Origin of the sequence: Methylobacterium trifolii, from assembly GCF_022179685.1 — a bacterium.
In the GTDB taxonomy this organism is placed as follows: Bacteria; Pseudomonadota; Alphaproteobacteria; order Rhizobiales; family Beijerinckiaceae; genus Methylobacterium; species Methylobacterium trifolii.
In genome coordinates, this window is record NZ_BPRB01000214.1 from 1 (window position 1) to 11,265 (window position 11,265).

Sequence of the window (11,265 nt, forward strand, 5' to 3'; positions counted from 1 at the left end):
CGGGAGAGGGGAGCGCCCTTTCCGGACAACGCGCTCCCTTCTCCCGACCCGCTTCGCGGGCCACCCTCACCCGCAGGGGGGGGAGGGAGAGACGCGGCGCGTGTGCGGGGAACACTGAAACCATGTCCTCCCCTCAGCGCCCGCGCGCCTTCCGAATCCCCACTGCCGACCCCGTCGAGGGCGTGACGACGGAGCCCACCGCGCCCTCCGGCGTGCGGATCGTGGAGGAACCGTTCGAGATCGTGGAGGCCGCCGACGGCGTGCCCGTGCCGGTGGCGGCCAAGCGGCGTTCGCCCTGGGGCGCGCTGTTCGTCTCGGCCGCCGGCGGCCTCGTCTCGATCGCGGTCGGCCTCTCGGTCGAGCGCATGATCGCCGACCTGTTCCAGGCCGCGCCCTGGCTTGGCTGGGTCGCCCTCGCCTTGCTGGGGCTTGCCGGGTTCGCCCTGCTGGCGATCGTGGTCCGGGAGCTCGCCGGGCTGCGGCGGGAGCGGAAGATCGAGCGCCTGCGCCAATCGGCCATCGACGCCATCGCCACCCGCGACCACACCGGCGCCCAGGCCGTGGTCGCCGAGATCGGCGCCTTCTACAAGGATAGCGCGGCGCTCGCGGCCGGGCGCCAGCGACTGGAGGCGACGGCCGACGCCATCCTTGACGTGGACGACCGCATCGGGCTGGCCGAGCACGAGTTGCTGGCGCCCCTCGACCGGCAGGCCCGCAACGCCATCGCCTCGGCGGCCCGGCAGGTCTCGGCGGTGACGGCGCTGAGCCCCCGCGCCATCGTGGACGTGGCCTTCGTGGTCTTCGCCGCCGTGCGCCTGCTGCGTCGGATCGCGGCGATCTATGGCGGGCGGCCCGGCTTCCTCGGGTTCCTGCGGCTCGGGCGCGCGGCGCTCGCCCACCTCACCGTCACCGGCGGCATGGCGGTCGGCGAGAGCGTGATGCAGCAGGTGCTGGGCTTAGGGGTCGCCGCGCGCATCTCGGCCAAGCTCGGCGAGGGCGTGCTCAACGGCCTGATGACCGCCCGCTTCGGGCTCGCCGCGCTCGCGGTCTGCCGGCCCCTGCCCTTCGTGCGCGAGGCCCCTCCCCGGCTCACGGACGTGGCCGGCGAGCTTCTGCGCGCGGCCGAGCCGGAGCCGAAGTAGTTCAGCGCTTCTGGATGGCTTCCGCGTTGCGCCTGTTGGCGATGCGGGAGAACATGTTGCCGGTGTAGTCGGCGATCTTCGGCTTCTCCACCGCGTTCACCTGGGCCTCGAAGGCCTCGATGCGCTTCAGCAGGGCGGCGTCGCCGAAGAGCGAGCTGTTGAAGGAGGTGTGGGCCCGGGGCCCGAGCGCCGCCTGGACGGCTTCGAGTCGATCCAGAAGCTCTTTCCGCGTCACATCGATCTCCCGCGGGCCGCAATGCCCGTGTTCCGGGTCCATCCAGCGCGGCTCTCGGTAAACGAATGGTTAAGCCACGGCCGTTTGACGGCTGGGGCGCGGGGGGATCGCGCCGGTTCCTCGCGGGAAGGAACGCGGCACGGGGACCGGCCGGATCGGTGATCCGGGCGCGCTCCGGCGTCTTCCAAGAACCGTACCGGTCTTTCGAAAGCCGATTGTCCGGGCGGTTTCGGGACCGGTCGGCACCGCGTCCGCTCCCCCCGGCCGCCCGTCGGCCGAGCGCGACGGCTTCGAAGCCTCGCCGAAGCCTTTCCCAAGCCTGATCGGGCTCCGGCGGCCCTCAGGCGGCTTGTCCGGCTCGGCGGTCGTAACCCGAAAAGCCGCCGTCCTCGGCCGCCAGTCGCTCCAGCAGGGCGGAGGGGTTGAAGGCGTCGCCGTGCTCGGCCCGGAACGCCCGCATCCGCTCCAGGATCGTGCCGAGGCCCACCGTGTCGGCCCAGTGCATCGGGCCGCCGCGATAGACCGGCCAGCCGTAGCCGTTGACCCAGACCGTATCGATGTCGGAGGCGCGGAGCGCCTTGCCCTCTTCGAGGATCTTGGCGCCCTCGTTGACCATCGGATACAGGCAGCGTTCCAGGATTTCCTGGTCGGAGACCGCGCGCCGGGTCAGCCCCTGTCTCTGCGAGACCTCGCGGATCACGGCCTCGACCTCGGCCGAAGGCGTGGCCTTCCGGGTCTCGTCGTAATCGTAGAAACCCCGGCCGGTCTTCTGGCCGCGGCGGTCGCGCTCGCACAGGATGTCGCGCACGCTCTCGCCCTTCGAGGTCTGCGCCGACCAGCCGATGTCGAGGCCGGCGAGGTCGCTCATGGCGAAGGGGCCCATGGGCAGGCCGAACTCCTGGATCACCCGGTCCACGTCCTGGGGCAGCGCCCCTTCGAGGATCAGCCCGTTGGCTTCCCGCTGGCGCTCGGCCAGCATCCGGTTGCCGACGAAGCCGTGGCAGACGCCCACCACCACCGCGACCTTGCCGATGCGCCGCCCGAGCTGCATGGCGGTGGCCAGCACCCGGGTGTCGGTCTTCTCGCCGCGCACCACCTCCAGCAGCCGCATGACGTTGGCGGGCGAGAAGAAGTGCAGGCCCAGCACGTGCTCGGGCCGGCCGGTCATGCCCGCGATCACGTCCACGTCGAGGTAGGAGGTGTTCGTGGCCAGGATGGCGCTGGGCTTGGCCACCGCGTCGAGCCGGGAGAACACCGCGCGCTTGAGGTCGAGGTCCTCGAACACCGCCTCGATGATGAGGTCGCACTCGGCGAGCGCCGCGAGGTCGAGGCCGTCCGAGAGCAGGCCCATCCGGGTCTCCACGTCGGCGGCGCTGATGCGGCCCTTCCGGGCGGTGTTGTCGTAGTTGCGCCGGATGGTCTCGAGCCCGCGCTCCAGGGCCTCGGGCTTGGCCTCCACGATCGTCACCGGGATGCCGGCGTTGAGGAAGTTCATGGCGATGCCGCCGCCCATGGTGCCGGCGCCGACGACGCCGACGCGGGTGATCGGGAGCGTCGGGGTGTCGCCGGACATGTCGGGGATCTTGGCGGCTTCCCGCTCGGCGAAGAAGACGTGGCGCTGCGCGACCGACTGCGCCCCGGCGACCAGCCGCAGAAAGGTCTCGCGCTCGAAGGCGAGCCCCTCGTCGAAGGGCAAGGTACAGGCCGCCTCGACGCAGCGGATGCAGCCCTCCGGCGCCTCGAAGCCGCGGAATTTCTTCGTGTTGGCATCGCGAAAATCCTTGAACAGGTTCGGGTTTTCGCGCGCTTCCGCGAGGCGGTCGTTCCGGTCGCGGATGCGCGGCGAGGTCCTGCCCGCTGCCAGGACGTCCTCGGCGAAGGCGACTACGTCGGAGACCAGGGCATCCTCCGCGGTCAGCGCGTCGAGAAGGCCCATGGCGTGGGCCGCCTTCGCACTCACCGGCTGGCCGGAGGTGATCATCTCCAGGGCCTTCTCCGGCCCCACGATCCGCGGCAGGCGCTGCGTGCCGCCGGCGCCGGGCACGATGCCGAGCTTCACCTCCGGAAGGCCGAGCTTCGCCGAGGGCGTCGCGACCCGGTGATGGCAGGCGAGCGCCAGTTCGAGGCCGCCGCCCAAAGCCTGCCCATGGATCGCCGCCACGATGGGTTTGTTCGAAGTCTCTACGATCGCGAGGAGTTCGCCGAGGCCGATGCCCTGAGGTGCCTTGCCGAACTCGGTGATGTCGGCCCCGCCGCAGAACAGCCGGCCTGCCCCGGTGAGCACGATCGCGCCGATGCCTGCGTCCTGCCCGGCTTGCCCGATCCGCTCGCGCAGGCTCTCGCGCAAGGTGCTCGACAGGGCGTTCACCGGAGGCGCCGTCAGGGTAACGACCGCCACGCGGCCCTCGACGCGCATCCGGGTCGGGGTGTTCTGGTCGCTCATGCCTGTTCGTCCTCTCCCGCTCGGTGTCGCTTCATATCGCTTGCCGTCAGCCGGCGACGATCCCGCGTGCCCTCAGCTCCGCGATCCGGACCGCGTCGAGGCCGAGTTCCGTCAGGATCGGCCCGGTATGCGCGCCGAGCCCCGGTGGGGGCCGGCGCACGGGCGGTCGCGTGCCGTCGATGCGGTAGGGCGGCGCCAGCACCGGGCTGTCGCCGTCCGCGAGCATGCCGGCCTGGGCGGTGCGCTCCGAACGCACCGCCTCGTGCAGCCCCGCGACCTCGCCGCAGGGAATGCCCGAGGCCTGGAGCGCCGCGATCAGGGCCGCCCGCGGGCGGCGGGCGAGTTCGGCCTCGATCTGCGGCCCAAGGCGGTCGCGGTGGCGCGAGCGGCCGAGATTGGTCGCGTAATCCGGGTCTTCGGCGAGGTCCGGCCGTTCGATCACGGCACAGAAGCGCCGGTACTGGGCGTTGTTGCCCACCGTGATGACCAAGGGGCCGTCGGCCGCCTCGAACACCCCGTAGGGCACGATGGCCGGGTGGGCGTTGCCGACCCGCTCGGGATCGCGCCCGAGCGCCAGCGCCGCCAGGCCGACATAGGAGGTCAGGCTCAGGCCGCAATCGTAGAGCGCCATCTCCACGAGCCGCCCGCGCCCGGTGCGCTCGCGCTCGTAGAGGGCGGCGAGCACTCCTTGCGCCGCGTACTGCCCGGTGAACAGGTCGACGGCGGCGACGCCCACCTTCAGGGGCGGGTCCTCGGCCCGGCCGTTCAGGGCCATCAGCCCGGATTCGCCCTGCACCACGAGGTCGTAGCCCGGCCGGTCGGCCTCCGGCCCGTCGCCGACATAGCCCACGACCGAGCAGTAGATCAGCCGCGGGTTCTCGGCCGAGAGCCGCGCGTAGCCCAGCCCGAGCCGGTCGGCCCCGCCGCGCTTGAAGTTCTGGATCAGCACGTCGCTGCCGGCCGCCAGGGTTCGGGCGATCTCCGCCCCCTCCTCCGTGGCGAGGTCGAGTCCCAGGGAGCGCTTGTTGCGGTTGACGCTGTCGAAATAGGTGGTGCCGCCCGCGGTCGGCAGGCCCCAGTCGCGGGTGTCGTCGCCGCGGTCCGGGTGCTCGACCTTGATCACCTCGGCGCCGAGGTCGCCCAGCACCTGCCCGCACCACGGCCCCGCCAGCACCCGCGACAGGTCGAGGACCCGCACCCCCGCGAGCGGCAGCGGCCGTTCGCCTCCGTCGAACTCCGTCCCGGTCGTCATTCGCGGCCCCCTGGTCCGGTACAGCGCGGCAGTACCATGCTTTCGAAAAATCCAAAGTTCGGTTGACAGTGCCGCCGATCGGCACATATCGAAATATCCAATACCGGAAAAGCGGTCCAGCATAAGCACCGCGTGGGAGGAAGGCGTGTCGCGAGGCGCGATCCCTGGAGACGAGCCGGTCCCGACACCGGAAAGACCGGCCTGGGAGCGGGCCTTTCCGGATTGCTGCGACTGGGACGGCCGGATCGAGATTTCGACGATCCCGGACCTCCTCGCAGCCGGCGTCGCCCGCGCGGACGGCGGCCCGGTGATCGATTTCCGCGATCGGCAGATCGGATATCCGGATTTCGCCGCCGCGGTCGACCGGATCGCTGCGGGGCTGATCGCACGGGGCCTCGCACCCGATGCCACGATCGGCCTGCATCTGCCCAACACCCCCTTCCACCCCCTGGCGTTCTTCGCGGCCGCCCGCGCAGGCCTCCGGGTCGTCCACCTCTCGGGGCTCGATGCGCCGCGGGAGCTGGCGCACAAGCTCTCCGTCACCCGTGCCCGCATCCTGGTGACGACGAACCTGCCGGGCTTCCTGCCGGTGGCTTTGCGCCTCCTCGAAGAGGGCAGCGTCGATACGATCCTCGTCGGGGACGACGCGGAATGGGGTGCCTCGACGGTGGCCGAGCCGCTGCCGATCCCGGAGCGCGAAGGCGTCGTGCCCCTGGCCTCGCTCCGTCAGGCCCCCGTCCCGGCCGCGTGGCCGCAGCGTACGCCCGACGACGTGATGCTGCTGCAATTCACCGGCGGCACGACGGGCCTGCCCAAGGCCGCGATGCTCACCCACGGCAACCTCACGGCCGCGGTCTCGATGTATCGCCTCTGGACCGACGACGGCGACGACGCCTTGGCTGCGGCGCGCATCGTCTGCGTGCTGCCCCTGTTCCACATCTACGCCCTGACGACCGTGCTGCTCCGCTGCGTCCGGGGCGGGACCCAGATCCTGCTGCGCCAGCGTTTCGATCCCGCAGAGGTGATCGCGGACATCGCGCTCAAGCGCGCGACGTCGTTTCCCGGCGTGCCGACCATGTGGGTGGCCCTGCTGAATTGGCCCGGCATCGAGACCGTGGACTTCTCATCGCTCCGTTCCTGCATGAGCGGCGGCGCGCCGCTGCCCTTCGAGGTGATGGAACGCCTCAGCCGGCTGATGGGCGTCGACCTCTCCGTGGGCTGGGGCATGACCGAGACCGCACCCGCCGGCACGCGGCTGCCGGCCAGGGCCGAGCGCCGGCCCGGCGTCATCGGCATCCCGCTCGCGGGGTTCCGGCTCCGGATCGTCTCGCTGGAGGACCCGGCGCGGGAAGTGGCCATCGGCGAGATCGGCGAGATCGCGATCCGCGGCCCCAACGTCTTCGCCGGCTATTTTGAGCAGCCGGACGCGACCGCCGAGGCGTTCTGCGACGGCTGGTTCCTCACCGGCGACATCGGCCGGGTCGATGCGGACGGGCTCTTCGACCTCGTCGACCGGCGCAAGAACATGATCATCTCGGGTGGATACAACGTCTATCCGGTGCAGATCGAGGGCGCGATCTACGAACACCCGGACGTTGCCGAGACCATCGTCATCGGCATCCCCTGCGACTACCGGGGGCAGGCGGCCAAGGCCTTCGTCACCCTGAAGCCGGGCGTCGAGCCCTTCACCCTGGAGGCGCTCCAGGACTTCCTCGGCAGCCGCATCGGCCGCCACGAGATCCCCCGCGCCCTGGAGTTCCGCGACGCCCTGCCCCGCAGCCCGGCGGGCAAACTGCTCGCCAGCGTCCTCGTCGCGGAGGAGCGCGCCCGATCCGGACCGGAGCACCCATGACCGACGCCGTCATCGTCTCGACCGCGCGCACGCCGATCGGCAAGGCGTTTCGCGGCGCGCTCAACCTCACGGGAGGCGCTGACCTCGCGGCCCACGCGATCCGCGGGGCGCTGGACCGCGCCGGCCTCGAACCGGAGGTGGTCGAGGAGGTCGTGCTCGGTTGCGGCTACCCGGAGAACGCCACCGGCGGCAACGTCGCCCGGCACGCAGCGCTGGTGGCCGGCATCCCGGTCCGGTCGGCCGGCGTCACGGTCTCGCGCTTCTGCGCCTCGGGCCTCGAGGCGATCGCCGGGGCGGCCAAGCGCGTGATCCTCGATGGCGTGCCGGTCGCGGTGGCGGGCGGCGTCGAGTCGATCAGCCTCGTCCAGCCCAGGGTGCAGAAGGACCTGACCCGCAACGACTGGCTGATGGCGCACCTGCCGGCGATCTACATGCCGATGATCGAGACGGCCGACATCGTGGCCCACCGCTACGGCATCTCGCGGGAGGCCCAGGACGAATTCTCCCTGGAAAGCCAGCGCCGCACGGCGGCCGCGCAGGAGCGCAGCTTGTTCGACGACGAGATCGTGCCGATCACCGCGCTGCAGGCCGTGACCGACAAGGCCACCGGCGAGACCCGCAGCGTCGAGACGCGCCTCGCGAGGGACGAGGGCAACCGGCCCGACACTACCCTCGAGGGGCTGGCCAGGCTCACGCCGGTGCGCGGCGAGGCCGCCTTCGTCACGGCCGGCAACGCGAGCCAGCTCTCGGACGGCGCTTCCGTCTCGATCCTCATGTCGGACAAGGAGGCCGCCCGCCGCGGGCTGACGCCCCTGGGGATCGTCCGCGGCTTCGCATCGGCCGGCTGCTCGCCCGACGAGATGGGCATCGGGCCGGTCTTCGCCGTGCCGCGGCTCCTGGAGCGCAACGGCCTCACGGTCGACGACATCGACCTGTGGGAGCTGAACGAGGCCTTCGCCTCACAGTCCCTCTATTGCCGCGACACCCTCGGGATCGACCCCGGGAAGATCAACGTCAACGGCGGCGCGATCAGCATCGGCCATCCCTTCGGCATGAGCGGGGCCCGGCTCGTCGGCCACGTCCTGCTGGAGGGGCGCCGCCGGCGCGCGAAATACGCGGTCGTGACCATGTGCGTGGCCGGCGGCATGGGCTGTGCCGGGCTCATCGAGATCGGGAGCTGACATGGACCTGCGCTTCACCCCCGAGGAGGCCGCGTTCCGCGACGAAGTCCGCACGTTCTGCCGCGAAAAAATCCCGGCCGAGATCCGCCGCAAGGTCTCCGAGGGCCGCGGCCTGGGCAAGGACGACATCGTGGCGGCCCAGCGCATCCTCAACGCCCGGGGCTGGGCCGTGCCGCATTGGCCGACGGAATGGGGCGGCCAGGATTGGACCCCGATCCAGCGCTACATCTACACCGAGGAACTTTTCCAGGCCGCCGTACCCCTGCCGCAGCAATTCAACTGCTACATGTTCGGGCCCGTGCTCGCGACCTTCGGCAACCAGGCCCAGAAGGAGCGCTTCCTGCCGCGCGCGGCCAACCTCGACGACTGGTGGTGCCAGGGCTTCTCGGAGCCCGGAGCCGGCTCCGACCTCGCCTCCCTCAAGACCAAGGCGGTGCGCGACGGCGACCACTATGTCGTCGACGGCCAGAAGACCTGGACTACCCTGGGCCAGCACGCCGACTGGATCTTCTGCCTCGTGCGCACCGACTTCGCGGCGAAGAAGCAGAGGGGCATCTCCTTCCTCGTCATCGACATGACGAGTCCCGGCATCACCGTGCGCCCGATCATCACCCTGGAGGGGCGCCACGAGGTCAACGAGGTGTTCTTCGATTCGGTGCGCGTACCGGTGGAGAACCTCGTCGGCGAGGAGAACAGGGGCTGGGACTACGCCAAGTTCCTGCTCGCCAACGAGCGGACCGGCATCGCCCGGATCGGGCTGACGAAGGAGCGCATCCAGCGCATCAAGCGGCTGGCGCGCGCGATGCCGGCGGGCCCCGGCACGATGTGGGACGACGCCGACTTCCGCGCCCGCGTCGCCGAGGTCGAGATCGAGCTGAAGGCCCTCGAGATCACCCAGATGCGGGTCACGGCCAAGCAGGGCCGGGCCGATTCCGTCGAGCCCGATCCCGCCTCCTCGCTCCTCAAGGTGCGGGGCTCCGAGCTCCAGCAGGCGGCGACCGAACTCCTGCTGGAACTGGCCGGCCCCTTCGGCTTGGCCGCGCCTGCGCGCGACGGACAGGGCCGCAACGACCTGCCCGGCGGCTTCGACTGGGTGGATGCGGCGGCACCCAGCTACTTCAACAACCGCAAGGTCTCGATCTACGGCGGCTCGAACGAGATCCAGCACAACGTCATCGCCAAGGGCATCCTCGGCCTCTGAGGCCCCCGTCAGGCAACCCCGCGAGAACCGGCATGGACTTCGATTTCAGCGACGAGCAGGGCCTGCTGCGCGACAGCATCGAGCGCTTCTGCGCGGATGCCTACCCGTCCCTGGAGACGCGGCGCCGGCGGGCGGCCGAGCCCCTGGGCTTCTCCGCGGACAACTGGCGCCGGTTCGCCGAGCTCGGTGTCTGCGGCCTGCCGTTCTCGGAGGAGGACGGCGGCTTCGGGGGCGGCCCGGTCGAGACCATGATCGTGATGGAGGCGGTCGGCCGGACGCTGGCCGTCGAGCCGTTCTTCGCCAGCACCGTGCTCGGCGCCACGGCCCTGCGGCTCGGTGCGGACGCGGCACAGCGGGAGCGCTACATCCCCGGCATCGTCGAGGGAACCTTGCGCCTCGCCCTGGCCCATACGGAGCGCCAGTCCCGCTACGACCTCCACGACGTGGCCACCCAAGCCCGGCGCGACGGCGACGGCTTCGTGCTGGAGGGTCACAAGAGCGTGGTGCTCAACGCGGATGCGGCCGGGCTGATCGTCGTCAGCGCCCGCGTGTCCGGGGACCGGCGCGATCCCGCCGGCATCGGCCTGTTCCTCGTGCCGGCCGACGCGCCGGGACTGACCGTCCAGCCCTATCCGACCCAGGACGGCGGGCGCGCCGCGGAAGTGATGCTCGCCGATGTCCGCCTCGGTGGCGACGCCGTCCTCGGCGATCCGGAGAGCGGCCTGCCGCTGCTGCGGCGCGTCGCCGAGCACGGCATCGCGGCGCTCGCCGCCGAGGCGGTCGGCTCGATGTCCGCGCTGCACGCCCTGACCGTCGAGTATCTCAAGACCCGCAAGCAGTTCGGCGTCGCGGTCGGCAGCTTCCAGGCGCTCCAGCACCGCGCCGTCGACATGCTCATCGCCCTGGAGCAGGCCCGCTCGATGGCCATCTACGGCGCCATGATGGTCGATGCCGCCGACGCGGACGAGCGGGCGGCGGCGCTGTCCTCGGTGAAGGTGCAGATCAACAAGGCCTGCCGCCTCGTCGGGCAGGAGGCGGTGCAGCTGCATGGCGGCATCGGCATGACCATGGAGTATCTCGGCGCGCACCACTTCAAGCGGCTCGCGATGATCGAGTACCAGCTCGGCGATACGCCCTTCCACCTGCGGCGGGTGGCCGATGCCGGCGTCCTCGTCGCGGCCTGACCTCAGTCCGTCTGCGCGTAGACGCCCAGGAAGAGCGGGCGGGCGAACAGGTCCGCTGCGTTGCCGGCCTCGGCCGCCGCGCACCAGCGGTCGAGGTCCGAGGCCGCGTCGATCATGCTGCTCACGACCTGGGCCGTGATCGTGGCGTCGACCGCCCGGATCGACCCGTCCGCGATCCCGTCCATGATCGGGAAGGCGAGCCGTTCCCAGAGGCGGCGCATCGTCAGCGAGATCGCCGACCGGAGCGAGTCGGGCAATGCGCCGACCGCCGCGCCGCGCAGGAGCGGCCCCGTCTCCGAGAACTGGTGACGCACCAGCGCGCGGGCGCAGGAGGTGAGGCGTTCCCAGCCCGGACCTCCCCGCGCCTCGGCCGCGTCCTGCTCCCCCCGCAGGATCGCGAAGGTGCGGGCGAAGCAGTTCGCGACGAGATCGTCCTTGTTGTCGTTATGGTGGTAGAACGAGCCCTTGGTGACGCTCAGCCGGGCCGAGATCTTCTCGACGGAGGCGCCACGGTAGCCCTCCTCGTTGATCAGGGCGGTCGCCGCGCGCAGGAACGGCTCCGTCGGCCCGGCATCGGCACGGCCGAGGGGCGGGTCGACCAGCGGCCAGCGGCTGCCCGGACCCGCGAGCCCTTCGAGCAGGATGTCCGCCACACGCTCCCCGACGCGCGGGTAGTCGGCCGGGTCGTACCGGTCGATCCAGGCCCGCACCATGTGCACCACGGAGAGGACGAGGTGGGCGCGGGCGTTGCGGCCGGCCCGGTCGAGGCCGGGCA

The 11,265-nt window shown here is 71.4% G+C and carries 9 protein-coding genes; 5 read left to right on the plus strand and 4 right to left on the minus strand.

The genetic code is table 11. The annotated features are described in order from the left end of the window. The first annotated feature begins 122 nt into the window (after positions 1 to 122). Positions 123 to 1,142, plus strand: coding sequence for a YcjF family protein (locus COGEMETH_RS18135; protein WP_238184007.1), 1,020 nt, complete (start codon positions 123 to 125; stop codon positions 1,140 to 1,142). Position 1,143: 1 nt separating this feature from the next. On the opposite strand, the gene COGEMETH_RS18140 is transcribed toward COGEMETH_RS18135, so the two are convergent. The 3 genes from COGEMETH_RS18140 to COGEMETH_RS18150 form a co-directional block, all read right to left on the minus strand. Continuing rightward, the gene (locus COGEMETH_RS18140; protein ID WP_238184008.1) at positions 1,144 to 1,419 is read right to left on the minus strand and encodes a hypothetical protein; all 276 of its coding nucleotides are present in this window, start codon (positions 1,417 to 1,419) and stop codon (positions 1,144 to 1,146) included. 298 nt (positions 1,420 to 1,717) lie between these two features. Then, positions 1,718 to 3,820: a 3-hydroxyacyl-CoA dehydrogenase NAD-binding domain-containing protein gene (locus COGEMETH_RS18145; protein WP_238184009.1), complete on the minus strand. Its 2,103-nt coding sequence runs from the start codon at positions 3,818 to 3,820 to the stop codon at positions 1,718 to 1,720. A gap of 46 nt (positions 3,821 to 3,866) precedes the next feature. Then, positions 3,867 to 5,072: a CaiB/BaiF CoA transferase family protein gene (locus tag COGEMETH_RS18150; protein WP_238184010.1), complete on the minus strand. Its 1,206-nt coding sequence runs from the start codon at positions 5,070 to 5,072 to the stop codon at positions 3,867 to 3,869. Positions 5,073 to 5,217: 145 nt separating this feature from the next. Between COGEMETH_RS18150 and COGEMETH_RS18155 the strand changes: the two genes are divergently transcribed. From COGEMETH_RS18155 to COGEMETH_RS18170, 4 genes are read left to right on the plus strand one after another with little or no spacing between them, the layout of a single operon-like run. Beyond that, positions 5,218 to 6,924, plus strand: coding sequence for an AMP-binding protein (locus COGEMETH_RS18155; protein ID WP_238184011.1), 1,707 nt, complete (start codon positions 5,218 to 5,220; stop codon positions 6,922 to 6,924). Continuing rightward, positions 6,921 to 8,105, plus strand: a complete 1,185-nt coding sequence (locus COGEMETH_RS18160; RefSeq protein ID WP_238184012.1) for an acetyl-CoA C-acyltransferase — start codon at positions 6,921 to 6,923, stop codon at positions 8,103 to 8,105. Before COGEMETH_RS18155 ends, COGEMETH_RS18160 begins: the two co-directional genes overlap by 4 nt. Before the next feature lies 1 nt (position 8,106). After that, positions 8,107 to 9,306 (plus strand): acyl-CoA dehydrogenase family protein, encoded by a 1,200-nt coding sequence (locus COGEMETH_RS18165; RefSeq protein ID WP_238184013.1) that lies wholly within the window; start codon positions 8,107 to 8,109, stop codon positions 9,304 to 9,306. A 32-nt stretch (positions 9,307 to 9,338) separates the two neighbouring features. After that, entirely contained in the window at positions 9,339 to 10,490 is a 1,152-nt protein-coding gene (locus COGEMETH_RS18170; RefSeq protein ID WP_238184014.1) for an acyl-CoA dehydrogenase family protein, read from the plus strand. Positions 10,491 to 10,492: 2 nt separating this feature from the next. Here the strand turns inward: COGEMETH_RS18170 and COGEMETH_RS18175 are convergent. Continuing rightward, positions 10,493 to 11,265, minus strand: a 773-nt coding sequence (locus tag COGEMETH_RS18175) for a TetR/AcrR family transcriptional regulator (protein ID WP_238184015.1), incomplete at its 5' end; no start/stop codon positions are given.

Bases quoted from the DNA above. Each gene is read 5' to 3' on its own strand.
- COGEMETH_RS18135 (WP_238184007.1), top strand. From the start codon at position 123: ATGTCCTCCCCTCAGCGCCCGCGCGCCTTCCGAATCCCCACTGCCGAC.
- COGEMETH_RS18140 (WP_238184008.1), bottom strand. From the start codon at position 1,419: ATGGACCCGGAACACGGGCATTGCGGCCCGCGGGAGATCGATGTGACG.
- COGEMETH_RS18145 (WP_238184009.1), bottom strand. From the start codon at position 3,820: ATGAGCGACCAGAACACCCCGACCCGGATGCGCGTCGAGGGCCGCGTG.
- COGEMETH_RS18150 (WP_238184010.1), bottom strand. From the start codon at position 5,072: ATGACGACCGGGACGGAGTTCGACGGAGGCGAACGGCCGCTGCCGCTC.
- COGEMETH_RS18160 (WP_238184012.1), top strand. From the start codon at position 6,921: ATGACCGACGCCGTCATCGTCTCGACCGCGCGCACGCCGATCGGCAAG.
- COGEMETH_RS18165 (WP_238184013.1), top strand. From the start codon at position 8,107: ATGGACCTGCGCTTCACCCCCGAGGAGGCCGCGTTCCGCGACGAAGTC.
- COGEMETH_RS18170 (WP_238184014.1), top strand. From the start codon at position 9,339: ATGGACTTCGATTTCAGCGACGAGCAGGGCCTGCTGCGCGACAGCATC.